We start from the raw sequence: 25,052 nt of genomic DNA, 5'->3' as shown, positions 1-25,052 counted from the left end.
GAGTAGATGTCAGGTATGCTAATAAAAGCCGATAAAGCGCTATACCAAGCAAAGTCGAAAGAAAGAGAGCGTATCGATTTTTGATGGGTTATCGGGCAATTAATAAAAAAATCGATGAATCAGGGCTTATATACTTGCACATTGCTATGGCCCTGCTCCAGCAAGAGCAAGGCCTGTAGCTGGCTCATTACACCTTTTTCGCAATATAAAAAATACTCAGTTTTCGCGTCTAATACACGTAACTGATTAGCCAATTTAAAAAACGGAATATGTTTTACTTCATTGTTTTTCAAGACCAAAGGCTTAGCTTCTTGTTCGTCAAAAGAGCGAATATCAATGACTACCGCACCATCAGGTAGTGTCTGTGTGTTGTTGACGGTTTTAATAAGCTGTTGGGTTTCGTCTAGTATGCTACGAATATCGTTAAAGTTTGCTTCTTCAACGGCGAGCTTTAGTAAATTACCATCAATTTTAGCCTCTTCATTTACGATAGTAGATAACAGTGCTTTAACCGTGGGTTTACGAGAAACTACTCCGCAATATTCTGGCATGACTCTGGCAAAATCCTCAGTGCCAATCTGACGTGCGATATTGATAATGTCACTTTTATCCATGCACACTAAGGGGCGAATAATGAGTTTGTCTGTGGCTTGGTCGATAATTTGCAAATTACTGATGGTTTGACTGGCAACTTGCCCTATACATTCACCCGTAACCAAGGCATTGATATTAAGTTTATCTGCCACCATTGATGCTGCGCGCACCATCATACGTTTAAGCACAACGCCCATTTGATTATTGTCAACCTTTTCAACAATCTCGTTAACCACCTTTGAAAAGTCCAGCATCACAAATTTGACCTTGTGTGACTCACTATAACGTTGCCATAAATAATAACTGACCTGCTTTACACCAATTTCGTGCTCCCTGCCCCCTAAATTAAAAAAACAAAAATGAGTACGGGCACCACGACGAATTAATTGATAGCTGGCGACCCCAGAGTCAAAACCTCCAGAGATCAAGGACAAAACATCTTCCTGACTCGGCAAAGGCATACCACCAAGGCATTTAATGCGTTGATGATTAAAAATTAAGGTGTTGTCAGTAATATCGAGATCAATAGTGATATCTGGATTTTTTAGTTTAATTTGACTGCTTGCACAATGCTCTTTTAGCCTTCCACCGATGTAGGCGGCTGCTTCAAGCGAGCTAAAATTATGTTGACCACGGCGTTTTACTTTTACCGCAAAACGTAAGCCAGCCAATTTATCCTGCCAGATGCCTTTCACTTGCTGATAAATATCTTCAAGATCAGTAAATTGACTCTCTTGTACATCTAATATTTGATCGATACCAGGAATACGTTGCAGCAATGCGATCACTTCATCTAATCGTTCAATGGCTTTAGGATTAACCAACAACACCAGCTTATCCCACGAATGACGTACTTCCACCGACAGCTCATTACGTTTAAACACCAAACGAATATTCCCTTCCAGCAAGCGGGTAAAACGTTTACGCACGGCCTTACTCTTAATTAAAATCTCAGGGTGTAGTTTGATTATAAACTTCATGATGGAGCAGCTCTTTATGGTGCAGGAAAACCTAATTCATTGAGGTTTTGTCAAAAGGCGCGGATTATAACCTTAGGCAGCCATATTGCAATGCAGGTTAAACGCGGTATTTACCTAGAGTAGTTTGCCGCTTATCACGGCAAAAGATGAACACCATCGCCGTGAAAATAGTATACTGCGCCCCTATCTTATGAAGGCATTTGGCCGTCTATTATATGATTTGAAAGCACAGCCATATGAATGTCATTGAAAACAAACGCAGGTAATGTTAAAAGTTTAGGCTAGCCGCATCACTTTTTGATTTAACTCAATACGATAATAAGCGCAAAGCCCATATGTCAAATGAATGACAAAATATGAGCTCTGTAAAAAATGAAGATGGACAAGCGCAAAATAAAGAGTAGTTAATGAACGCCTTAATCGAAAAAGATATCCGTACTATCCAGTCTATCGAGGCTGTTCCTTTCATCATGAAAATGTTAGCAGACGCGACAGGTCTACGATTTATCTGTATCGCTAGAGTAACTCACGACAACTGGACCACCTGTGCAGTATTAGATAGGGTTAATTTTAATCTACAACCAGGTGATGAGCTGGAGATACAGACTACTTTTTGTAACCAGGTTAGACAGTCGAGTACGCCAATCATTATAGAGCACGCGCAGAATGACGAGTATTATAACAGTAGTACGATCCCAAGCATGTATGGATTTGAAAGCTACTTTTCCTTCCCTATATTCAGTAAAAATGGCCATTTTTTCGGCACCCTCTGCGGTCTAGATCCGCTACCAGCAAAATTAAAAACCACTGAGATCAAACAACAAATTAAGTCTTTTGCAGAATTGATTTCGAGACAGATTGAAGCTGACGAAAAACTCAGTACGGTTGAGTCTGATTTATTTAATGAGAAGACGGCCGCCAAATTACGAGAACAATACATCGCCATTCTGGGTCACGATTTAAGAACGCCTTTATCTGCTCTTACCATGGGCGTGAATTTTCTGATGGAACAGGTAAAAGATGATACCTCGCAAAAAATTCTCGCTCGCATGGACAATAGTGCAAATAGAATGAAACGTTTGATTAGTGATGTGATGGATTTGACCCACGGAAAAATGGGCAATGGCATCGAATTGCAAGTAAAGCCGGTTAACAATTTACAAAATATTTTATCCCACACTGTCGCTGAACTCGCAGCTTTGCATCCACAACAGACCATTCAAACGAGCATTAATGTTGAGGGATTGCTTAATTGTGATCCTGAGCGAATCGCCCAATTGTTGTCTAATCTTTTAATTAACGCCATCGTGCATGGCGACCCGGCACAAATCATCGAGGTAACATCAACCATCATTGAGGGCGTTTTCTCATTAAGTGTCAGTAACGGGGGCTCTCCTATCAGCCCAGAGACAGTTGATAAGCTTTTTCAGCCTTTTTGGCGCAATGAAAGTAACAAGAAAACCGGCGGTTTGGGTTTAGGTTTGTTCATAGCCTCTCAAATAACCTTGTCCCATAACGGATCGCTGACGGTAAGTTCAAATGAGAGCAGAACTGTTTTTACCTTCCAAGCAAGCCTTTGAGCCTTCAGTGTTATCACTGCGCCGCAAATAAAAATGTTAGAGAGTGCTTAACAGTTTAGCCGCAGTAATTGTCTCAATATCTGAGCTCATAAGGCGAATGTAAAAACACATAAGACATGGGCTTCTCAAGTTCAACATCATCTGAAATTAGGCATCAATAAAAAAGGCAAACTACCTTGCAGCAATTTGCCTAACGCTAAGCACTAATCAACGATGAGCTTGCGCGAATAGTGCGCTACGGCTTATTTAAACAAGTTGTTCTGCATTGACCATAATTTCACAAGCACCGACTCAATCGCGGTACTGGCGGCAAAACCTAGACGTTCAGCGATATTCTTTTTCATGGAATATTTAACGCTATAGATTTTACGTTGCTCATTGGCACGTAATAAATAATCGTCTGAAGTTTGAATTTCATCAACCAAACCTAGTTCTAAGGCTCTACTACCATACCAGTATTCACCGGTAGCCACTTTACTTATGTCTAATTCAGGACGATGCTCTTGTACAAAGCCTTTGAACATTTGATGAACTTCTTCTAGTTCTTCTTTGAATTTTTCGCGACCTTGCTCATTGTTTTCACCAAACATGGTTAATGTGCGTTTAAATTCTCCCGCGGTGTGTTGCTCCCACTCGATATTACTTTTTTTCAATAATTTATTAAAATTAGGCAATTGAGCAATGACCCCAATCGAGCCAATTATGGCAAATTTTGCAGCGAGTACTCTATCCGCAACACACGCCATCATGTAACCGCCACTGGCAGCGACCTTATCAACTGCAACCGTGAGTTTGATCTTTTTATCGCATAATCGTTGCAGTTGAGATGCGGCAAGTCCATAACCGTGCACTACTCCGCCGCCACTTTCTAGGCGTACCAGCACCTCATCTTCTGGTTTGGCAATCGTCAAAATGGCAGTAATTTCTTCTCGTAGATATTCTACTTCATGGGCATCCATTGAGCCTTTAAAGTCGATAACAAACAAATGGCTGCTTACTTGGTCTTCGGCACTCTTCTTTTGTTGTTTTTCTGCTTTTTTCTGTTCTTTATTATGCTTTTTTAACTGCTCTTTGGTGAGTAGCATACTGCGAGAATAATCGGCGACGTCTTCAAGTTTTTCTGATAAGGAGGTAATTTCGAGGTGTCCTTTCCCTGACTTTTGCTTAGAGGCTAAACTGATAATTCCTCCAATTGCTAATAGTAAGGCCACAACAATGGTAATCGCCTTAGCGGTAAATAAGCCGTATTCATATAAAAATTCCAAATTGGTACTCTCCTAATTTCGTTTCACACTTTATGGGGATGAATAACTAAAAAAAAAGCCAAGTCTAAGACTTGGCTTTGTTAAATCAACTTTTTCTAACTTAGTTCGCTACAACACTGGTATCTGACACAACAATAGTGGCTTGTCCCATTAGGTCAGTCGCAAAAAACTTAGCAATTTGAGCTTGCATTTCACGAGTTGTCGCCATGCTGAGCGCGGGATTCAACAATGAGCTATGCTCGCCACTGGTAAAACGAACAATGCCATTCCCTGGTGTAGTCGACACCACTCCTTCTAATCCAATAAGCGAAGCAAGAGCCTCAGTACCGGCTAGTGGAGCAACAAAATTAGGAATAACGCGATCTGAAAGTGCTGTTGAGCCATCATCATTTGTACCACCACCAACTACCTCAGCCATGTATACCGGCGTTTCAGTTGCAGCTAGTTGTGCTGCATAGGTATTTGGGTCGCTCGAATCTAATAGCGTTTGAGCAGCAAAGGTAAATTGAGAAAACAAGGCATTAGCTGCAGCACTTTGCTCTGCGCTAAAGCCTGCAGAAAATGCTGCGTAAGCAGGCGAAATCGCGCTTTGTAGCGGCAAACTATTTTCCTGTGCAAAGGCAGCTAAAAATTGTTGAAACTCAGTGGAAGATGCTGCAAACAACGAGCCCTTCACTAAATTACCAAAGGAGGCTGATTGCATAAGGAAATTTGCCACACCACCGCCAGGAACATTTAACGCAACAGCATTAAACTTGAACATCCCATCAAAAGCAGCTAACGCCGGATTGACTTCACTCAAGCTGGTATTGGCCACAGTTACTGCCGTGCTACCGATAATCGAACCAAGAGATTGTCCGGCTAAATAGACATTAGAGGCGTCAATATCAATACTCCCACTTGCATCAGCAAGTGCATGTAAACCTAAACGTAAGCCAAGAACATCGGCGATACCTTGCCTGGTGTTATCTCGGGCGGTTAACAAACTACTTAAGTTGAAATAATCTGTAGTGCTGCCACCAAAACCACCAGAAGCGTTAACAATAGTGCCATCTTCCAAGGTAAAACCGCGGCTACCATGTAAGGGATTATCAATCGCCACTGTGGCAAAACCGGCCAGTGATAGCGCGCCAGATAAGATCAACATATCTTCTTTTTTAGAGGTAATACCGTGGGTTAAAATCACCACAGGCCAACCGGCTTCTGGCTTAGAAATCGCTGTAACAGACCCACTCAAACCGGCTAATGCCGCCACAACGGCTTCATCAGGTACGGTAATTTGTACCTGCAAGGTTTCAGTACCGTTGGTGTTTCTGCCCTGTGGTTTTACAATTGGGCTGTAACGGGTAACGTGACGCTCATCACTTATTCCCAGTGCCGATACATCTAAATCTAACAACTGACCATTAGATGCGGCCTGACACAGGGCATTGTTGCTGCCCACAGGTAAGGTGCCATTGGCAATCAAACTAGGAATATTGTCTGCACCAATACCTTGCAGCGCTAAACCATTGGTACATGCTGCATGCCAAAAATCACTCAGGGGCGCAGTAGTACTTAAGTAGTAAGGTAAATCAATACTACCAGAACTGACTTGAGACGCACAAAATGGCCCTACTTGTGCGAAGGTACTTACTGCTGTTGAAAATAATGGTGAAGTGGGCGTTGCTAAGGTCGCTGCCAAGGCACTACAACTTTTCAAGCCGTATTGTTCCAAACCAGCAATTTGATCTGCGCTTAATAAAGCACCAGCAAGCACATCAAAGGCAGTAGCGTTTTGCTGTTCGGCTACAGTAATAGAAGGTAAATACTGCGCGGCCACTTGTGGGCTTACGCCCTGTGCCAAAGCACCTGCAAAACCTGCAATTTGAATGCCTTTCATGGTATTAAAAATGGTATCAGTGGTTTGCGTAGTAAAGGTAGAAGTGAAAATGATGGAATCAGCGTCTACCCCACCTTGACTCACAACCACTGACTCATAGGAATTCACTAAACCTTGCAGCGCCAGTTGAGAATCGCTAGATAGAGGTTGTGTAGTAATAGGTAAACTCACCGACTCATAAGAGGTAGATGCTTTTAGTGACTGACCATCGCTGGCCTTCAAACCATCGGTTAGGACCACGTAATATGACGTTGAACCTTCAAATGCTTTAAGTGGAATAATCGCAATATCGTCGCCGACAGCTTGAGCGGCAAAATCGACCCCAAAGGTAAGCTCTTCGTAAATCTTACAGCCCGTTAAAGGTGACGCGGTTAAACAATCAGCATCGTTTAATGCTCCGCCAATTGCCCCTTTAAATAAGCGCACTGAACCTGGGGTTGACACCGAAGCGGCGTCAAGAGAAATACCAGCAGGATGAGAAGTTGAAATACTGAATGCTTGCTGTGTAGACCAACCGTCTTGCGCACCTAAGGCTACCGATGGGCTGCCAAAGTCAGGAGCCATGCCCCCCGCTTTTGCTGCAACCTCATCTGGTACTTCTAGGGTGCCATCTTGAGTTTGTGCTGCTAATGCAAAAAGCAGATCGCTAGGAACCGGCAATACTCCGGCGCTGGGATCAAATACAATTCTTGAAGCAGCTCGGTCGGTGCTGCTTGCACTTTTCATTTCTTCAACGGTGTCTCCACCACAACTACTTAGTCCCAAAACAGCTGAAATACTCATAGCGAGTAATAATTTTTTCATAAGGTTTCCACGTTATCCGATGATTGTTGTCTGTTAATTTGGCCGTTTCTTTTATTGATTTTGTACGAAGGGTTTATCCGTGCAAGCAACAAGTTAGACCAGTTAAACTTGTTGCAATCTTATTGACTTTATTTGCTTTTTGCAAAGCTTTGTTAATATTTTGTAAGCCAAATCTGCCAATAAATGAGAAATTGCCTAAAAGTGCAAAAGTTCATTTATCAATGATATTATCCTGCCATCACTAACAATTAAGTTACTCCATGCTCAATTACACACCTCAAACACAATATTTAAGAGACAAGGTTATTTTAGTCACAGGCGCTGGTGACGGCATCGGCAAAGAAGCGGCCCTACAGTATGCTCGCTATGGTGCAACCGTTATTTTACTTGGTAAAACCGTCAAAAAATTAGAACAGGTTTATGATCAAATTATCAGCGAAGGCGGTAAAGAGCCCGCTATCGTGCCACTTGATTTACAGGGTGCAACTCCTAATCACTACGCGGGTTTAGCAGGTTCCATTGAACATCAGTTTGGCAAACTCGATGGTTTACTGCATAACGCGGCTAAACTGGGTAACCTCGGTCCCTTTGTTCAAATTCCAGTGGAAGAATGGCAATCTATTATGCAAGTAAATGTAAATAGCCAGTTTTATTTAACACAAGCTCTGTTACCACTGTTAAAAAAAGCGCCCGCAGCTTCGGTTATTTTTACCACCTCAGGTGTTGGTATCAAAGGTAAGGCCTATTGGGGGGCTTATGCTGTATCAAAATTTGCCACGCAAGGTATGATGGAGGTATTGGCTGATGAATATGAGAACTCGTCAATTCGTTTCAATTGCTTAAATCCCGGCGGCACCAAAACGGCAATGCGTGCATCTGCTTTTCCTGCCGAAGATGCGAGTTTACTTAAAACCCCTGCGGATCTTATGCCTTACTACTTGTATTTGATGGATGCCAATAGCTCAGCAGAGCGCGGAGAGACCATGCACGCACAAGCTTGATTGCCCACTTTTTGACGTTTCAGGCATAAAAAAAGCAGACTACGTGTCTGCTTTTTTTGTCTTTACCCTGTGCCTTACTCTTGATCTGCCTTTGCCCAAGAATCACGTAATCCAACAGTGCGGTTAAACACCAACTGGTCAGTGGTGCTACTTTTATCCAAAGTAAAGTACCCCATGCGTTCGAACTGTAATGAGTGACCCACCTCAGCATTTTGCAAACTAGGTTCAACAATAGCCTGTTTCACTAATAAGGATTCTGGATTCAAGGCCGCTAAAAAATCGTCTTCCCCAGCTGGATTGGGCACACTAAATAATCTGTCATACAAATTAACTTGTGCTTTTAGGCCATGAGTGGCTGAAACCCAATGAATAACCCCTTTAACCTTACGGCCATCGGCTGGATCCTTACCTAGGGTTTGTTCATCATAAGTGCAGTAAATGCAAATTACATTGCCTTGTTCGTCTTTTTCAACGCGCTCGGCTTTGATCACATAGGCATTGCGTAAACGCACTTCTTTGCCTAACACTAAACGTTTAAATTTCTTATTGGCTTCTTCGCGAAAATCTTCCGCTTCGATATAAATCTCGCGGGTAAAGGGTAATTGACGCGTCCCCATCGATTCATCATTAGGATGATTCTGTGCCACCAAGGTTTCGCTAGTATCACTTGGATAATTTTCAATAACGAGCTTTACAGGGTCAAGCACAGCCATCGCCCGTGGTGCATGTTCGTTTAATTCTTCACGTATACAGGCGTCTAACATAGACATTTCAACCAAATTATCCATTTTAGTCACACCAATACGTTTGCAAAACTCAACAATCGCGTTCGGTGTAAAACCTCGTCGACGTAAACCAGCAATAGTAGGCATTCGGGGGTCATCCCAACCCGCCACATGTTTTTCTTCAACTAGTTGAATAAGCTTACGTTTACTGAGCACAGTGTATTCAAGATTTAAACGAGAAAACTCGTATTGATGAGGCACTGTATCAATGGTGATATTACTCAATACCCAATCGTATAAACGACGATTATCTTGAAACTCTAATGTACATAATGAGTGTGTAATCCCCTCAATTGCATCAGAGATACAATGCGTAAAGTCATACATAGGATAGATACACCAAGCATCACCGGTTTGGTGATGATGGGCAAACTTAACACGGTATAACGCTGGATCACGCATACACATAAACGGTGAAGCCATATCAATTTTAGCGCGCAACAAACATTGGCCCTCTTGATATTCTCCCTGTTTCATTTTTTCAAAATGCGCTAAGTTATCTGCTACAGAGGCATCTCGGTAAGCGCTGTTTTGTCCAGGCGCCTTTAGCGTGCCGCGCAGCTGTCTTACTTCTTCTGGCGTTGAAAAGTCAACATAAGCCAAACCTTTGTTGATTAATTCAAGAGCAAAACCATACAACTGCTCAAAATAATCAGATGAATACCTGACTTTACCGTGCCATTTGAACCCCAACCAACTCACATCCTGCTGAATGGCATTCACATAATCGATGTCTTCTTTTTCAGGATTGGTGTCGTCAAAGCGAAGATTACAATAACCTGCGTAGTCTTGAGCTATGCCAAAATTCAAACAAATTGATTTTGCATGGCCAATGTGTAAATAACCATTTGGCTCAGGTGGAAAGCGCGTTTGAACAACGTTATGCAAGCCACTTTTAAGATCGTTATCAATAATTTGACGAATGAAGTTGGTCGGACGACTGTCAGTCTCGGCCATTAAGAATATCCTCTTAGCAATGATTGGTAAAATACGAGCCGCATATTATAACAGGTTGAAGTGAGTGCATAAGGGTTTTTCAGGGCCTAAGTACGCTGATCGTATCTTTAAGCGCCATCCTACGATTTTTGCTTAATTTTCCAGCATCGCTGTTTTCTTTTTTATGTTTTTGCAGAATATTAAGGAACAAAATCATAAGCTGGTGTATAAAAGTCAAGTTCGAGTCGTCACAGTCAAATAACGCAAATAGCGTTTCAGGGAATAAAGACGTAGTTATGAGAGATAAAGCAACATCTTTTGATATTGCCCACTTAGCCGGTGTATCACAGTCGACAGTTTCCAGAGCCCTAAGAAATAGCCCTTTGGTGAATAAAGAAACTCGCGAAAAAGTCCAAGCTATTGCAGCCGAGTTAAATTATAAAGTAGACAAAAACGCCAGTAACTTACGACGGCAACAAAGCGGTACGTTGGCGTTGTTGTTGTTTGAAGATCCTACGTCTGACGATTCGCTTATCAATCCGTTTTTCTTATCGATGTTGGGCAGTATTACCAAAGCCAGCGCAAAAGCGGGTTATGACTTACTTGTCTCATTTCAAAATCTAAATGACGACTGGCACGCCGAATACGAAGACTCGAACAAAGCGGATGGCATTATTCTGTTGGGCTACGGTGATTATGTGGATTACCGTGACAAACTGGCCAAATTAGAAGAGCAGCAAACACATTTTGTTCGCTGGGGAGCGCATGATGTTGATCATCCAGGTGTCTCAATAGGCAGCAATAATATTCAAGGTGGTTTTGACATCACCCAGCACATGATTAATCAAGGCCGTACAACCTTTGCTTTTATCGGTGGTGCCGACAAACACTGCCCTGAATTTATGGACCGCTATATTGGTTTTAGTCAAGCCTTACAAGAAGCTGGCTTGGTGCATAACCCCGTTATGCAAATTGAAGCAATATCCACCGAAGACTCTGGCTATCAAGCAACATGCAGTTTACTGGCAGCAGGTTTACCTTTTGATGCCCTAGTTTGTGCCAGTGATTTAATTGCGATGGGCGCAATGAGGGCATTGCGCGATAACAATATAAGCATTCCCCAGCAAGTTGCGGTGGCAGGTTACGACAATATTCCTATCTCAAGTTTCGCCAACCCCGCTTTGACCACCGTGCAGCAAAACACTAAATTAGCCGGAGAAATATTGGTTGAAAGCCTAATACAATTGATTAACGGCAGTAGAGTCGAACAATATTTAATGCCAGTGGACTTGGTTATTCGTCATTCTTGTGGCCATGTAGCGCAGAGTTAAATCTGCGCGCCACTTTTCCTACTTATAACGCATTAGCGCACTTAACTCTGTGAGTAATGCTTCTTGCGTCACCTCACCCTTATATAGCCATACTTGCACATCATGAGGCCCGACACTGCTGTTTAAGGTGTCTTGGCGGTCACTGATATTACGTTGTTCATCTGATGATTGGCGATACCAAACACCCTGCTGCAAGGCCTTATTGACGCTAAATTCCGCAGCGGTGTCGCCTTTATTCAACATCACTAAGGCAACTTGTGAAACCCCCTCTTTTACCAAGACGCGGTAGAATGCCGCTTTGTTACCCGCAAGCTCAATATTGACCTGTAAACCGTTTTGTAACGCAGGTATGTTTTTACGCAAGTTGGCGACACGGCTTAAGGCATGATGAATCGGGTGCTGTTTGGCCAATTCAATATTAGCTTGACCAAGGTAGTTACGATTACCTTGATGCTCCGCTTTACCGCGCATAAAGCCAAGCTCAGAGCCTTGGTACACCACTGGAATACCGCGACTCGTGAACAACCAATTATTCGCATCAATGAAACCCTCATCGGAGGCATTCATCCGAGGCATGTCATGATTGTCATAAAACGTGGTTAATTCATAAGGGTTTTCGTAGGGACCATGGGTTAAATACAGGACTTTTTCTAACTCTGCAAAATCGCTGTCTGGATTTTCAAACACTGACACAATGGCTTTTTGTTGCGGAAAATCCAATACACTAATTGCTCCATTTTTAGCCAAAGTATGCTGAGCAATAAAATTTGCATCGTAATTAAAACTTTCACCAAACATATAAAAGTTAGGGTATTTTGCTCTGATCCTATCGGACATCAGTCGCCAAAATGCATGTGGTACATGACGAATCGTGTCTATTCTAAATGCATCTGCGCCCTGCTCTATCCAATATAGATATGAGTTAATCAGATAGTCTTGGACTTGGGCATTACTTTCATCTAAGTTTGATAATTGCAGAATATCAGGAAACTTGTGAAAAAAGTCATGCAAGGGCTTAGCTGGGTCAAGTGCCTCTGGGGGCAGATTTTGATGGTCCGCCACCAATTTGCCATCCCTATCATACAATTCGCCAAATTTTGCTTGATCCTCAGGCATATCAAAGGAAGGCGTGCCGTGATTAGCAACTATGTCTAATACGGATTTTAAACCAAATTTTTCACGCATTTGTTGAGTATAGGCTTTGTAGTCCAAGCCAGGCGAGCCTAAATGCTCGTCCATCTGATAAAAGTTATTGGCCCAATAACCGTGATAACCGGTTTTACCACCATCTTTAAATGCACCACCAAACGTGATTGGTTCACCACCACTAAAAGCTTCATCAGGGTTATCTAAAATTGGTGTTAACCACACAGCGGTAAACCCCATATCTTTGATGTAGGCAGCATTATTTAACACACCTTGTAAATCCCCGCCCATGTAACCCACATAGGCGGTGTCGCCACTCTCGTTGCTTAAGGGCAAACCAAAAGTAGGATATTTACCACCCTGTTGCGGGTGATTGTTACTTGGATCACCGTCAACAAATCGATCAGTCATCACAAAATACACGGCTTCTTTGGTAAATGGCTGACTTGAACCATAAAACTCCTGAGGTGCCAGCGTAGTGCTCGTTCGCGTAGTCGTTGTACAGGCACTTAATACCAATGAAATGGCCAGTGCTAATTTTTTTGTGTGTCTTTGCTGCATCATTTTTCCTTAACCTTCAGTTGGCACTTGTACACGTAATGTCATCAAACCAGCAATCAACATACTGCAACCACCGACAACCAGGGCATAAATAGGCTCATTGTTAAATACTTTAGTGACTAAAAAACCCAGTATGCTGGCTGCTAGTATTTGTGGGATAACGATAAAAAAGTTGAAGATACCCATATAAACGCCGAGCTTTTTAATGGGTAAGGCATTCGATAATAACGCATAAGGAACCGACAACACTGAGGCCCAAGCAAAACCGACGCCAACCATGGAGAGCACTAACCAATTAGGATCGCGAATAATCAGAAAAGAAATAAAGCCCAGACCGCCTAACCCAAGGTTAATCAGATGGGCGAAACGTAAGTTAGTTAATTTTACAATGATAGGAATTAAAATCGCTGCAAAAATAGAGGTACCGTTATAAACGGCGTAAAGCACTCCCACCCAGTCAGCGCCCTCATTATAGGCTAAAGAACTTGGGTCTTTACTACCAAAATGAAACGAAGCAACACCGGATGTCATGTAAATCCACATTGCGAAAAAAGCAAACCACGAAAAAAATTGCACCACGGCAAGCTGACGCATGGCAACTGGCATTGCAAACAAATCATTCATGACTTCTGAAAAACCGTTAGCGGTCGATTGCCTATTAGCAAACCATCCTGCCAGCAACTGACACACACCAAAAGCGACTAACATGCCCGCAGCGATATACAAATTTTTATCGAGACGCTCAATATTAACGGCAATAACTAGCGCTAAAATAAGACCAAGGAGAGTAAATATCGCTCCGCCCTTGAGGTAACTGGCTGGCGAGCGAATATTTTCTACCACTTGTGCACCAAGACCCTTGTCAACTTCTGCCTGCTCAAATTCAGCCAATTCTTCTGGTGAATACTCTTTTGTTGAATACACCGTCCAAGCAACACACAGAAAAAATATGGTGCCACCGGCATAAAATGAGTATTTCACTGAGTCTGGAATAAGGCCAGCTTGCGCCACATTGGACACATCAAACCAATTTGTCATCATCCACGGTAAAGACGACGCTACTACCGCTCCTACCCCAATGAAAAAGCTTTGCATTGCATAACCCAGTGGACGCTGCTTTTTAGGCAACATATCACCAACAAAAGCCCGAAAAGGCTCCATTGAAACATTAATCGACGCGTCCATTATCCATAACATACCGGCCGCAACCCACAACGCCGGAGAGTTAGGCATAATAAACAACGCTAAACTTGCAGCAATGGCACCAAACAAGAAATAAGGACGGCGACGGCCCAAGCGGTTCCACGTTTTATCACTGAAGTAACCTATGATGGGCTGGATAATTAACCCAGTAATAGGTGCCGCTACCCACAGTACAGCCATATTGTTGTAGTCAGCGCCAAGGGTTTCAAAAATTCGACTGACGTTAGCGTTTTGCAATGCAAAGCCAAACTGAATACCCATAAAACCAAAACACATGTTCCAAATTTGCCAAAAATTCAATGTGGGTTGTGACTTATTCATTTATATTTCTCTGATTATTGAAATCTAGGTGAATACGCCTTTATCAGGCGCTGAAAAGTAGGTGTTAACTGTGATAATAGCAATGAATGAGCGCTGAGTATCAGCAACGTAAACGTATTGTTAATATTCGGTAACAGCAAATAGCCGCTAGACTACCCGTTATGACAGTATTTCAACAACATTTTGCATACGTATTCAGTTAAATTACTCAGATTATGTTAACGATTTGACCCTGTTTATAAACCGCGAACGTTTAAAAAAGCCCGTGTCCAACACGGGGAGCATCGAGCCACTTGCAGGAGCATTCTTTAAGTGAATTAAGTGAGGTCAATGCCTGCTTGATTAACCTGTATTGGTGCGGTTTCACGACTTAGTTGCTCAATTAACCAAGGTGTTAGCGGTGTTTTTTGAAAGGTTTTTGCGTCAACCAATACATAAGTTACCTGTGCTTCTACTACAGTTTGTAAAGTAGCAAACTGGCGTATCGTGACAGAATAACGATAAGAAGTATGACCAAATTTGATGGGAATGACTCGCAATTCAAGCACATCATCGAAAACCGCAGACGAGCGAAAATCGATTGTAAGATTAACCACTTGATTATCTAGCCCTTGTTCTAATAGTTTTTGAAACCCACCGATTTTGTACCGCATATATTCGGTAATCGCCAAATCGACATAATCACCATAGCGAGCATTGAATACCACTTGCTGTGCATCACACTCACCATAGCGTACACGGATCAATAAACTAAATTCTGCTTGTTGGTCCAAAGCGACCTTCCTTATTGTGTTAGTCAGTTAGGGTGGTCCAAGCCGTGCAGAAATGTCTTGCCGCTCAGCTTGCTGACTTTCTACTTGCCACTCATCGCCGATAATAGGATCATCTTCTTGAATGACTTCCCAGCGGTAACGCTTCACAGGTGGCAGAGGGTCAACATTTCGCCAAAGCAAAGCAGCGAGCGCACCTGCCAGCGCGCCAAAAAAGTGATATTCAAAACTGATGTATTCTTCTCGCGGAAATATCGTCATTGTCATACCGCCATACAGCAAAAATACTATCATCATAATAGCAACAGAGCTCTTATCTCGGCGAAATATGCTGGCCACCAATATAAAAAAGAACAAGCCATGGGCGATACCACTTGCTCCGATATGGTTAGCCTCTCTGGCAAACAGCCACACACCAAAGCCAGAAACCAACCAAATAAGCGCTAACACTCTGGCCCATACTTTGGGGTAGCCTAGCGCCAGCATGGTGCCCATAATAATCAGCGGCAAGGTGTTATTAAACAAATGCTCAAGCGATCCATGCACCAAGGGCGCAGTTAAAATACCCAGCAACCCAGACACGTCAAGAGGTCTAAGACCCATCCAAGACAAAGGCCAATGAAACAGTATTTCAGCAGATTTTAAGCACCATAGTAACGATACCAGTAGCGAGCTAACTATAATACTTTGACGAAAACGGCTATATTTTTTCATTCACCTTATATGCGGCACATAACATTAATTTAAAGTTTAAAAGGCCAATTTTCTGCATTATTGACTCGGCCATTGTCTATTTAGCTGAGCCTAGGCTTTAAACTGGGCCAACGATTTAGCTTTTTTAAAATCCTCTGGAGTATCAACGTCAAACTGGGCATTGGGGATATCTACCGTCACAACATGATTGGCAAAATGTTCGAGAACACTTTTTGCACCCTTGTCACCTCGTAACTCAGATAAATGAATATAATAGCTCCTCGGAAAAATACACGGGGCGCCCACTACATTATTGTAGCGGGCACTGATAATAGCCTCAGGAAATTCTTGATGTACTTTTATTAATCGTTGAATGTCTTCACTTTGCAATGCTATTTGATCTGCCAAACCTACTAATACATGAGTGCTTGTAGGTGCGACGTTTTTGATAAAATCAGCCAAACTATGGCCCATTCCTAAGGACCAGTTAGGCGCATAATAACACTCAATATGCTGCCCGACGGCCGCAATTATTTTGTTTTGGTTAGCCCCAACCACAATCGTAAAAGCAGCACGTTGTGCAAGGTAACCAAGGGCTGTTTTATAACAATTAATAGTATGTTCAAGCAGGCTCAGCCCCTTAATTTCGGCCAATTGTTTGATGCCGAAAAAGCGTTGACTGCTGCCCGCAGCTAAAATGACTGTGTGTAATGTCATGGCTTTACTATGCGGCTAATAGATTGTGCGTCCGTTTTTTCTAAGAAGGCATGCACCTCAGACACCATAGACAAGGCAATTGATTCTGGTAACTCACCGCCTAAGCGCAAACCAACCGGATTCGCCAAAGGATAGTGTAAATGTTGTTTAGATAACCTAGCGTGCGCAAGAACCCGTTCGGTTCGATGTAAAGGCCCTAATAATCCCACATAACTGGCCGCACTGTGCTGCAACAAACTGAGGGCTTGTGCATCTAATTTTATGTTATGGGTCAGTACTAAAGCGGCGTCTATTTGTTGCAACCATCTTGCCTGGCTCAGTTCTTCGAATGGTTGCCTAATAATGTGCTGCGCGTCGTTAAAATACCCCTCTCGTGCGTAACCGCTGCGAGGGTCGAGCAATAGCACTTGCCAACCGAGGGCGGCGGCCATTGCTACTACAGGACGGGCATCCACCCCTGCACCAAAAATAGCTAAGAAATAGGCACTGCGGATGGTTTGCGAAAAATAGCGTTCATTGTCAATTTGCTGAATACCACTATTTTTAAGCGCATCTTGAGTCAAGGCCTCGCTTAATTGATTATAAGGTTTTGCTTGATCAATACGCTGCACATAGGTGCCGGCTTGATTATTTTGCAGTAAGCCATAAAGAGTATGTAAGTGCAGGTAATCATTTGCCTGACTCACGGGTTGCAGAAGAATTTCGACCATCCCTCCACAGCCTATACCAAGTTGCCATGCTAAATCTTCTTCTTCGCGCATGTCATATTTTACGATACGATTTTGGGCATTATCCCAACAGCGTCTTGCTTGTCGCATGATGTCAGACTCTAAACAACCACCGCTTAACATGCCAAAATATTGGCCAAGGTCGTTAATCATCATCATGGCGCCTGCTTTACGATAAGAAGAGCCTTCGGTGTTTATTATGGTAGCCAATACCCATTGTTGAGCATCTCTTTGAGGCAGCCAATGGCCGAGGAGTTTATCTAATTGATTTGCCATAATTCACTAATAGTTATGCTGATTGATTTTCAGGAATAAAGTCGATTTTAGCAATACGTAAATCGATCACGACGGTGTGAGATATTTTATCTTGTATGGCTTGACGATTTGGATCCCAATACACTTGTAAAAACCCTAGCAAACCGGTGGCAAAACCCGCCCCGTAGCCACCATAACGGCCAAAGCTTTCCCAAAGATTGGGCTCTTTACCGTCAAGTTTAATGACTTTAATACCTAATAACTTTTTGCCCGGCGTTTGCCCACGAAGCCAAGCGGTAAAAATAGAAAAATAAAACGCTGCCCAACCAAAGCCTAAGCCTAAATCTTCCATGATGCCTTCAAACCAAGCCAAAATACCGGGTTCTTTTTGCTCGTTTGGGGCGTCACTCTCGTCTTTTGGCGTAGGCACCGCTTGGTCGGATGCAAGTGACTCAGCAGGCAATTGACCTTCACTGTTATCCACTAATTTATTATCAAGTTCAGCTTCTTGAAACTTAAGTTGATCTTGCCATTGTCTTAACATCGCACTTTTTTCTTGTGCAGAAAGTTGCTTCTCAGCCATATCGAGTAAACCTTCGAGTATATCGAGCGCTTCTTTTTCGGGTAAGGCTAACTCATTAAGCGATTCAGCTAAGTCATTACCTAAGGACTGCCAACACAAATACGTATTAGGGCATTCACCTGAGTCTACTTTTTCTACTAAGGCATTCGCCGAGAGCATATACTTAGTGGTCACTGCCACCACAGCCAATGCTTCTTTGCCGCTTATCTCGGTATAGTCTGTCGCTCCGTCATTTTTCGGTTGATTTAGTTCAAATGTCTCGAACACACCAAGAGCAAATATAAACAGTAACGAAGCGGCAATAAACCTAAGTGCGAGGCGCCCAGCATTAAAACGCTTTTTTAGCTTCAAACGATTACCAGCACGAAAAAAGGTTACCGCCGCCACACCGGCTAATAGAAAACTGGCTGATTGCGATAACATTGCGATTAACAAGGCATCAATACCAATGGCAATAGCGCGTTTTATGGGCCGTGCCAACGCAGTACCAAACAACTCAGGCGACACATGAAACGCATAAGGCGTAACAATTTGACGGGTTTCTTTGCGGGTTAAATGATGTTCATCTTGCTGATTTTGCCCAAGGACTTCGTTTTCAACGTGCATGTTTTACCCAAAATTTAGTGGCGCTTAATTAAGCTTTTTATGCCCTCGCTCAGACCGTCAAGTGTTAAAGGAAACATGCGTTCATCGAGTAGCTCTCGCATGATTGTAATCGAATGATAGTAATTCCAATAGTCTTCTAATTGAGGATTTAACCAAATAGCATGTTCAAAATGATGTAATAAACGTTGCATCCACGTGGCACCAGGTTCTTCATTCCAGTGTTCGACACTGCCACCGGGATAGGTAATTTCATAAGGTCCCATGGTCGCATCCCCCACAAAGATAACTTTATAGTCACGGCCGTATTTATGAATAATGTCCCACACTGATAGGGTTTCGCGCTCTCGGCGTTTGTTGTCTTTCCATACACCTTCATAAACACAGTTGTGAAAATAGAAAAATTCGAGATGCTTAAACTCCGTTTGCACCGCCGAAAAAAGCTCCTCACATTCTTTGATATGGGCGTCCATCGAGCCGCCAACATCAAAAAACATCAATACTTTTACTGCATTGTGGCGCTCTTTCACCATATGAATATCAAGCAAACCCGCGTTTTTGGCCGTAGCACCAATGGTGGTATGAATATCCAGTTCTTCGGTGGCGCCACTGCGGGCAAATTTTCGCAGTTTTCTCAGTGCGACTTTAATGTTTCGGGTACCGAGTTCGACGTCGCCCGATAAATTTTTAAACTCGCGTTTTTCCCAAACTTTTGCCGCTGAAAAATTACGATTACCTTGCTGGCCTATTCTTACGCCCTCGGGATTATAACCATTGGCCCCAAAGGGAGACGTGCCGCCAGTACCAATCCACTTATTGCCCCCTTGATGACGTTTTTCCTGCTCAGCTAAACGCTCTTGCAGTTTTTTCATTAGCTCATCAAGGCCGCCCATGGCTTTAATCTTAGCTTTCTCTTCTTCAGTAAAAAAACGATTTAAGGCATTGTTTAGCCAGTCTTCAGGAATGTCTTTACCAAACAAATCAAGACTTTGAACGCCTTCAAAATAATCTGCAAAGGCGCGATCAAATTTATCAAAATGACTTTCATCTTTGACCATGATCAACTTAGACAAGTGATAAAAATCATCAACACTGGCAAAAATAACGCCTTTTTCTAAGGCTTCGAGTAAGTCGAGCAACTCACGCAAACTCACTGGTAATTGGTAGTCGCGTAATTTAAAGAAAAAATCCACTAACATTAGCGACGCGCCATAAAGACCAATTTTTCAAACAAATGAATATCTTGCTCGTTCTTAAGTAGCGCACCGTACAAAGGCGGTATCGACTTTTTGCCGTCTTTATTTTGCAAGGCTTCTGCAGGAATATCTTCTGCTACTAATAACTTCAACCAATCTATTAACTCAGATGTCGAAGGTTTCTTTTTTAAACCAGGGATATCACGAAGTCCAAAAAATGCTTCGAGGGCTTGGTTTAATAAGTCTTTTTTGATCTCAGGGTAATGCACATCAACTATTCTTCGCATTTCATCTGCGTCTGGAAATTGAATGTAGTGAAAAAAGCAGCGACGTAAAAAGGCATCTGGCAGCTCTTTTTCATTGTTTGAGGTAATAATGACGATGGGACGCTGCGCGGCTTTTACAAGCTGCTGAGTCTCGTACACAAAAAATTCCATTTTATCTAACTCTAAAAGCAAGTCATTTGGAAACTCGATGTCGGCTTTATCGATTTCATCAATTAATAAAATGGTGCGTTTAGTTGACTCAAACGCTTGCCACAGTTTTCCCTTTACGATGTAGTTGGCGATATCGTGAACTTTGTCATCGCCTAATTGCGAGTCGCGTAAACGCGAAACGGCATCATATTCATATAAACCTTGTTGTGCCTTGGTGGTTGATTTGATATGCCATTGAATGAGATCCGCACCTAAACTTTGTGCCAATTGTTCGGCTAACATCGTTTTACCCGTTCCTGGTTCACCCTTGATTAATAATGGTTTTTCTAGTGTGATGGCGGCGTTGACCGCGAGTTGTAATTCGCGACTAGCGATGTATTTTTCGGTTCCTTTAAACGACATTCATGACCTCTAATTCAAATTAACAAATGATTAACCATAAGATATAGCGAAATAGCACTTTGAATTTACGTACTTCGCCTTAATCTTGTCATGGTAAAACAGAATTGTGCTCAATACGTATCAATAATAGTGATAAATTCCAATTGATTTGAACTGGGTTCATCTAAAAATAGCAAGGAAATAAAAATGCAAATTTACGACGATAATTCATTAGCCATCGGTAAAACCCCCTTGGTCAAACTAAATCGCGTTAGCGGTGGTAACGTTTACGCAAAAATTGAAGCGCGTAATCCAAGCTTCAGCGTAAAGTGCCGTATCGGTGCCAACATGATTTGGGATGCAGAAAAAAAAGGCATACTGACTGAAGGTAAAGAACTGGTTGAAGCAACCAGTGGTAACACTGGTATTGCATTGGCTTTTGTCGCTGCAGCAAAAGGCTACAAATTAACCCTCACTATGCCAAGCTCAATGAGCTTAGAGCGCCGCAAACTTTTAAAAGCACTCGGTGCAAATTTAGTGTTAACTGAAGCCGCTAAAGGCATGAAGGGCGCAGTAGCAGCAGCTAACGAAATTGTTGCTTCCGATCCTGAAAAATTTATTCCTTTGCATCAGTTTGAGAACCCTGCTAACCCAGAAATTCATGAACTTACCACAGGGCCTGAAATCTGGAATGATACCGATGGCGAAGTCGACATTTTTGTCGCAGGTGTCGGTACTGGCGGAACCATGACAGGTGTTAGCCGCTATTTAAAAAGTAAGGGGAAGACCATTACCTCTGTCGCGGTCGAACCAGCTGATTCGCCGGTTATTACTCAAGCCAAAGCAGGTTTACCTTTAACCCCGGGCCCACACAAAATCCAAGGGATCGGCGCTGGTTTCATTCCTGGCAACCTCGACTTAGACTTGGTTGATGCGGTAGAACAGGTCACCAATGAAGAATGCATGGCAATGTGCCATCGTTTAATGAAAGAAGAAGGCATCTTAGTGGGTATTTCTTCTGGTGCGGCTGTGGTTGCGGCAAAACGTTGGGCAGAAAAGCCAGAAAACGCCGATAAAAAAGTGGTGGTCATATTGGCCAGTGCGTCTGAGCGTTACTTAAGTAGCCCGCTTTTTGCCGGTGAGTTTTCAGAAACCGAAAACGTGCAATAAGCCTAAAGCTGATATACTTAACAAAGGGAAGCTTATGCTTCCCTTTTCTTTTGTGATTCGTTATAAAACAAGGCAGATCCTACTAAAAAGAGTGTTACTTACATGTACTTAAGATTAGGCCTAGTCATGCTATTACTGACTGCGATCGTTGGTTGTGATGGCTTAGAGAAAAAACAAGGAATGGGCAAATATGGCATGATGGACCCTAACCTGCCTGAATATACCGCCATTGAATTTTTTGATCACATGTTTCACGATGATGATCTCACTGAAGCGCTGAAGCTCAGCAGCCCCACTTTGAAACGCTTAATTTCCTCTTACCATACCAACCGTAATGCACAACGGCATGTTCTAAATTTACGCTTTGATAAGGTAAAGATCACGCCTCACACCGGTAGTGCTGGCCGGAATGAATTTTCTAAAGAGTCCAAAGTCATTATCTTTTTTGAAGGTGAACTCAACGGCAAGATCCTCAAAGATATGCGCGTTGTGGATTTAATTCGTGATGGAAAAGAATGGAAAGTAGATAAAATTAGTATTAAATAAGCCTTTGGGCAGCCTCAAATTAGAAGCTGCCTTTTTATTTTTACATGCCTACTGCTACGCCCTCTCTGCGAGGATCTGCCCCACCTATTAAAGTGTTATCTTTAATCTGAATACCATGTAAACCACTATTTAAATCTATTATTTTGACTTGATGGCCTTTGGCTTTTAAACCTTCTGCCAATTCTTCTGCCATAGTCCCTTTTTCCAAGGCAGTGTAATCGTTGCGATCAGTGACATGAGGTAAGTTAATAGCCTGCTGAATATCTAATCCCCAATCAAGTACACCTATTAAGGTTTGAGCAACATAGTTAATAATGCGACTGCCGCCAGGTGAACCAAGGGCAAGAAAAAGCTGCCCCTCTTTATCGAATACCATAGTCGGGCTCATGGCACTGCGTGGACGTTTTAGCGGCTCTACACGATTTAATACTGGTTTACCCATTGAGCTGGGATTTAAGGAAAAATCTGTCATTTGATTGTTAAGTAAAAACCCTTCAACGAATACCCCAGAGCCAAATGCAAATTCAATACTGGTGGTCATCGATAACGCGTTTCCTTCACTATCGACAATAGAAATATGACTGGTATTGGGCAATTCGTAAGCGTTATCTTGGCCAACTTTTAACATCGCATAAGGTTGTCCCGGCCTTGCTCGTCCCATGTCTTTATTTAGATCAATATGTCGTGCTCTGCTGCTTAAGTAACTTTGGCTTATCAAACCACTAATTGGCAAGCCTGTAAAATCTGTGTCCGCAATATACATCTCGCGATCAGCAAACGCTAATTTTGAAGCCTGAGTAAACAGGTGCATCGCCTCGAGAGAGTTAGGCGCATATTGCGACAAATTAAAGGGTTCTAACATTCGCAGAATCTGCAAGACATTAATGCCTCCAGAACTCGGTGGCCCCATCCCACAGACTTTAAAATCTTTATAAGCGCCACATACCGGTGAGCGTTTTAACGCTTGATATTGAGCAAAATCTTCCTCTGTGATTTCGCCTGGGTTAATGGTGGTAAATTGTGCAGCCTTGGCCATGGATTTAGCCAGTTCACCTTGGTAAAACCCATCAGCGCCAGTTTCAGCTATATGCAGCAATGTCCGAGCTAACGCACTGTTTTTTCGTAACTGTCCTTTTACTAAAGGTTTTCCATCAGGATAAAAATATACCGAAGAGTCTCTGAATTGGTACAAACCAGGATGAATTTTTAAGGCTAACAACGTGGCCAGTCTATCAGACACACGAAAGCCACCCTCTGATGTATTAATGGCGTCATTAAACAATTGAAGCCAAGGTAACTTTCCAAAATCCTGATGAGCTAATTCTAAGGCTTTTAGTACACCGGGCACGCCTACTGACTTACCGCCTACCACTGCGTCAATCCAAGACATGGGTTTGTCAGGCGTTTGCATAAACATGCTGGTTCTGCTTGCTTTTGGTGCAGTTTCACGGCCATCAAATGTATGCAGCTTTTTGCCTTTATTGTCCCAGTATAGAATAAAAGCCCCACCGCCAATTCCTGAAGATTGAGGCTCAACTAAGGTTAACATTGCTTGAACGGCAATGGCGGCATCGATGGCACTGCCGCCTTTTTCTAAGATATTTTTACCGGCCCACGACGCATAAGGATTTGCCGCTACAACCATGTATTTCTTAGCATTAAAAGCGTTTTTGCTCTGTCTTCCGGTGGCGGCTTCCGGTTCCCGATCTTCTCTTTGTTGAGCCTCAAGTGGCTGAACCAACATTAACGATACCCAACAGCATAAAAATCGAAAACGTATTCCCACATCAACCTCATCATATTTGTAGTTTCGAAGGCACACACTAACGAGCAGGCTTATAGATTGCAACAAGAGCACGGCACTAAGGTAAAAATATACAATTGTTTTTATACATCTAGATTTTTTAATATTGAAAGCGTGAGATTTTAGTTACCATGCTCAAAATAGAACAATGATTTTGCTATGTTAACTTTTAATTTACCCCTTGCTAGGCAATATGTGATCGGCCCGCTAGTATTGCTGGTTGTCTGCGTTTTATTGTTTCTCACTGAACCCACCGCTAGCCATTATTTAGCCTATGACCGACTTCAGATTGAGCAGTTTGAATGGTGGCGTTTATTTACGGGCAATCTTTTGCATACCAATGCCAATCATTTAGGGCTTAACTTGGCCGGCGTGACCCTATTATGGGCCTTACATGGGCAATATTTCACTGCCCGTCACTACCTGTTTATGCTATTGATACTCAGTTTGTGTACGACCTTAGGCATTTATTTTTTTGCAAAAACGCTGCAGTGGTATGTGGGTTTATCGGGCTTATTGCACGGCGTTTTTTTACTCGGTGCCTACTTTGACATTAAACACGGGTTAAAAACTGGTTGGCTGTTAATGATCGGGGTTATTGCTAAGGTTGCTCACGAGCAATATTTTGGTGCAAGTCAAGATGTTGCCAATCTGATTGCAGCGAAGGTTGCTGTTGATGCCCATTTGTATGGCACCTTAGCCGGTTTGATTATCGTTGTTTTATTACAGCTCTTTTCAATAAAAAAGGCCTCAACTCTTAAGAAGTGAGGCCTGATAGGC

The 25,052-nt window shown here is 42.6% G+C and carries 20 protein-coding genes; 6 read left to right on the top strand and 14 right to left on the bottom strand.

Annotation, left to right across the window (positions count from 1 at the left end; genetic code table 11):
• Positions 1–119: 119 nt before the first annotated feature.
• Entirely contained in the window at positions 120–1,574 is a 1,455-nt protein-coding gene (gene thiI, locus NWQ57_RS02895; protein WP_306020515.1) for a tRNA uracil 4-sulfurtransferase ThiI, read from the bottom strand.
• Positions 1,575–1,981: 407 nt separating this feature from the next.
• On the opposite strand from thiI, the gene NWQ57_RS02890 reads away from it, so the two are divergent.
• On the top strand, positions 1,982–3,154 hold the full coding sequence (locus tag NWQ57_RS02890) for a GAF domain-containing sensor histidine kinase (protein WP_306020513.1): 1,173 nt from the start codon (positions 1,982–1,984) through the stop codon (positions 3,152–3,154).
• A 242-nt stretch (positions 3,155–3,396) separates the two neighbouring features.
• On the opposite strand, the gene sohB is transcribed toward NWQ57_RS02890, so the two are convergent.
• Positions 3,397–4,419 (bottom strand): protease SohB, encoded by a 1,023-nt coding sequence (gene sohB / locus NWQ57_RS02885; RefSeq protein WP_306020512.1) that lies wholly within the window; start codon positions 4,417–4,419, stop codon positions 3,397–3,399.
• Between the two features lie 100 nt (positions 4,420–4,519).
• Positions 4,520–7,105: a VolA/Pla-1 family phospholipase gene (locus tag NWQ57_RS02880; RefSeq protein ID WP_306020511.1), complete on the bottom strand. Its 2,586-nt coding sequence runs from the start codon at positions 7,103–7,105 to the stop codon at positions 4,520–4,522.
• 260 nt (positions 7,106–7,365) lie between these two features.
• Here NWQ57_RS02880 and NWQ57_RS02875 point away from each other — a divergent pair, with 260 nt between their 5' ends.
• A complete protein-coding gene (locus NWQ57_RS02875; RefSeq protein WP_306020510.1) occupies positions 7,366–8,106 on the top strand; it encodes a YciK family oxidoreductase in 741 nt (246 codons plus the stop codon).
• Between the two features lie 74 nt (positions 8,107–8,180).
• Here the strand turns inward: NWQ57_RS02875 and glnS are convergent, their stop codons facing one another.
• Positions 8,181–9,848: a glutamine--tRNA ligase gene (gene glnS / locus NWQ57_RS02870; protein WP_306020509.1), complete on the bottom strand. Its 1,668-nt coding sequence runs from the start codon at positions 9,846–9,848 to the stop codon at positions 8,181–8,183.
• Between the two features lie 275 nt (positions 9,849–10,123).
• Between glnS and NWQ57_RS02865 the strand changes: the two genes are divergently transcribed.
• Positions 10,124–11,158, top strand: coding sequence for a LacI family DNA-binding transcriptional regulator (locus NWQ57_RS02865; protein ID WP_306020507.1), 1,035 nt, complete (start codon positions 10,124–10,126; stop codon positions 11,156–11,158).
• 18 nt (positions 11,159–11,176) lie between these two features.
• Here NWQ57_RS02865 and NWQ57_RS02860 read toward each other — a convergent pair whose 3' ends face one another.
• The 9 genes from NWQ57_RS02860 to NWQ57_RS02820 form a co-directional block, all read right to left on the bottom strand.
• Positions 11,177–12,865 carry an alpha-amylase family glycosyl hydrolase gene (locus NWQ57_RS02860; RefSeq protein ID WP_306020505.1) on the bottom strand — a complete coding sequence of 563 codons (1,689 nt, stop codon included), beginning with the start codon at positions 12,863–12,865 and terminating at the stop codon, positions 11,177–11,179.
• 9 nt (positions 12,866–12,874) lie between these two features.
• Positions 12,875–14,389, bottom strand: coding sequence for an MFS transporter (locus NWQ57_RS02855; protein WP_306020503.1), 1,515 nt, complete (start codon positions 14,387–14,389; stop codon positions 12,875–12,877).
• Between the two features lie 317 nt (positions 14,390–14,706).
• The gene (locus NWQ57_RS02850; RefSeq protein WP_306020502.1) at positions 14,707–15,162 is read right to left on the bottom strand and encodes a thioesterase family protein; all 456 of its coding nucleotides are present in this window, start codon (positions 15,160–15,162) and stop codon (positions 14,707–14,709) included.
• A gap of 27 nt (positions 15,163–15,189) precedes the next feature.
• Positions 15,190–15,873, bottom strand: a complete 684-nt coding sequence (locus NWQ57_RS02845; protein WP_306020501.1) for a rhomboid family intramembrane serine protease — start codon at positions 15,871–15,873, stop codon at positions 15,190–15,192.
• A 90-nt stretch (positions 15,874–15,963) separates the two neighbouring features.
• Positions 15,964–16,569 (bottom strand): nucleotidyltransferase family protein, encoded by a 606-nt coding sequence (locus NWQ57_RS02840; RefSeq protein ID WP_306020499.1) that lies wholly within the window; start codon positions 16,567–16,569, stop codon positions 15,964–15,966.
• On the bottom strand, positions 16,566–17,573 hold the full coding sequence (locus tag NWQ57_RS02835) for an XdhC family protein (protein WP_306020497.1): 1,008 nt from the start codon (positions 17,571–17,573) through the stop codon (positions 16,566–16,568). The genes NWQ57_RS02840 and NWQ57_RS02835 overlap by 4 nt, the downstream gene beginning before the upstream one ends.
• Before the next feature lie 13 nt (positions 17,574–17,586).
• Positions 17,587–18,741 carry an RDD family protein gene (locus NWQ57_RS02830; protein ID WP_306020496.1) on the bottom strand — a complete coding sequence of 385 codons (1,155 nt, stop codon included), beginning with the start codon at positions 18,739–18,741 and terminating at the stop codon, positions 17,587–17,589.
• A gap of 14 nt (positions 18,742–18,755) precedes the next feature.
• Entirely contained in the window at positions 18,756–19,937 is a 1,182-nt protein-coding gene (locus NWQ57_RS02825) for a VWA domain-containing protein (protein ID WP_306020495.1), read from the bottom strand.
• Positions 19,937–20,773 carry a MoxR family ATPase gene (locus NWQ57_RS02820; protein ID WP_306020493.1) on the bottom strand — a complete coding sequence of 279 codons (837 nt, stop codon included), beginning with the start codon at positions 20,771–20,773 and terminating at the stop codon, positions 19,937–19,939. The genes NWQ57_RS02825 and NWQ57_RS02820 overlap by 1 nt, the downstream gene beginning before the upstream one ends.
• Positions 20,774–20,959: 186 nt before the next feature.
• Between NWQ57_RS02820 and cysK the strand changes: the two genes are divergently transcribed.
• Positions 20,960–21,922 carry a cysteine synthase A gene (cysK, locus tag NWQ57_RS02815; protein WP_306020492.1) on the top strand — a complete coding sequence of 321 codons (963 nt, stop codon included), beginning with the start codon at positions 20,960–20,962 and terminating at the stop codon, positions 21,920–21,922.
• 102 nt (positions 21,923–22,024) lie between these two features.
• Complete coding sequence (locus NWQ57_RS02810) at positions 22,025–22,468, top strand: hypothetical protein (protein WP_306020491.1); 444 nt, start codon at positions 22,025–22,027, stop codon at positions 22,466–22,468.
• A 40-nt stretch (positions 22,469–22,508) separates the two neighbouring features.
• Here the strand turns inward: NWQ57_RS02810 and ggt are convergent, their stop codons facing one another.
• On the bottom strand, positions 22,509–24,212 hold the full coding sequence (ggt, locus tag NWQ57_RS02805; protein WP_306020490.1) for a gamma-glutamyltransferase: 1,704 nt from the start codon (positions 24,210–24,212) through the stop codon (positions 22,509–22,511).
• A 219-nt stretch (positions 24,213–24,431) separates the two neighbouring features.
• On the opposite strand from ggt, the gene rrtA reads away from it, so the two are divergent.
• Positions 24,432–25,040 (top strand): rhombosortase, encoded by a 609-nt coding sequence (gene rrtA / locus NWQ57_RS02800; RefSeq protein ID WP_306020489.1) that lies wholly within the window; start codon positions 24,432–24,434, stop codon positions 25,038–25,040.
• Positions 25,041–25,052: the final 12 nt, after the last annotated feature.

The organism is Paraglaciecola sp., assembly GCF_030730205.1.
Taxonomy (GTDB): Bacteria; Pseudomonadota; Gammaproteobacteria; order Enterobacterales; family Alteromonadaceae; genus Paraglaciecola.
The sequence above is the reverse complement of the archived record's forward strand: the minus strand, read 5'-3'. Positions and strand labels throughout refer to the sequence as shown.

Excerpts from the sequence above, each read along its gene's own strand:
- thiI (WP_306020515.1), bottom strand. The coding sequence starts at position 1,574 with ATGAAGTTTATAATCAAACTACACCCTGAGATTTTAATTAAGAGTAAG.
- NWQ57_RS02890 (WP_306020513.1), top strand. The coding sequence starts at position 1,982 with ATGAACGCCTTAATCGAAAAAGATATCCGTACTATCCAGTCTATCGAG.
- NWQ57_RS02880 (WP_306020511.1), bottom strand. The coding sequence starts at position 7,105 with ATGAAAAAATTATTACTCGCTATGAGTATTTCAGCTGTTTTGGGACTA.
- NWQ57_RS02875 (WP_306020510.1), top strand. The coding sequence starts at position 7,366 with ATGCTCAATTACACACCTCAAACACAATATTTAAGAGACAAGGTTATT.
- glnS (WP_306020509.1), bottom strand. The coding sequence starts at position 9,848 with ATGGCCGAGACTGACAGTCGTCCGACCAACTTCATTCGTCAAATTATT.
- NWQ57_RS02865 (WP_306020507.1), top strand. The coding sequence starts at position 10,124 with ATGAGAGATAAAGCAACATCTTTTGATATTGCCCACTTAGCCGGTGTA.
- NWQ57_RS02860 (WP_306020505.1), bottom strand. The coding sequence starts at position 12,865 with ATGCAGCAAAGACACACAAAAAAATTAGCACTGGCCATTTCATTGGTA.
- NWQ57_RS02855 (WP_306020503.1), bottom strand. The coding sequence starts at position 14,389 with ATGAATAAGTCACAACCCACATTGAATTTTTGGCAAATTTGGAACATG.
- NWQ57_RS02845 (WP_306020501.1), bottom strand. The coding sequence starts at position 15,873 with ATGAAAAAATATAGCCGTTTTCGTCAAAGTATTATAGTTAGCTCGCTA.
- NWQ57_RS02840 (WP_306020499.1), bottom strand. The coding sequence starts at position 16,569 with ATGACATTACACACAGTCATTTTAGCTGCGGGCAGCAGTCAACGCTTT.
- NWQ57_RS02835 (WP_306020497.1), bottom strand. The coding sequence starts at position 17,573 with ATGGCAAATCAATTAGATAAACTCCTCGGCCATTGGCTGCCTCAAAGA.
- NWQ57_RS02830 (WP_306020496.1), bottom strand. The coding sequence starts at position 18,741 with ATGCACGTTGAAAACGAAGTCCTTGGGCAAAATCAGCAAGATGAACAT.
- NWQ57_RS02825 (WP_306020495.1), bottom strand. The coding sequence starts at position 19,937 with ATGTTAGTGGATTTTTTCTTTAAATTACGCGACTACCAATTACCAGTG.
- NWQ57_RS02820 (WP_306020493.1), bottom strand. The coding sequence starts at position 20,773 with ATGTCGTTTAAAGGAACCGAAAAATACATCGCTAGTCGCGAATTACAA.
- cysK (WP_306020492.1), top strand. The coding sequence starts at position 20,960 with ATGCAAATTTACGACGATAATTCATTAGCCATCGGTAAAACCCCCTTG.
- NWQ57_RS02810 (WP_306020491.1), top strand. The coding sequence starts at position 22,025 with ATGTACTTAAGATTAGGCCTAGTCATGCTATTACTGACTGCGATCGTT.
- ggt (WP_306020490.1), bottom strand. The coding sequence starts at position 24,212 with ATGTTGGTTCAGCCACTTGAGGCTCAACAAAGAGAAGATCGGGAACCG.
- rrtA (WP_306020489.1), top strand. The coding sequence starts at position 24,432 with ATGTTAACTTTTAATTTACCCCTTGCTAGGCAATATGTGATCGGCCCG.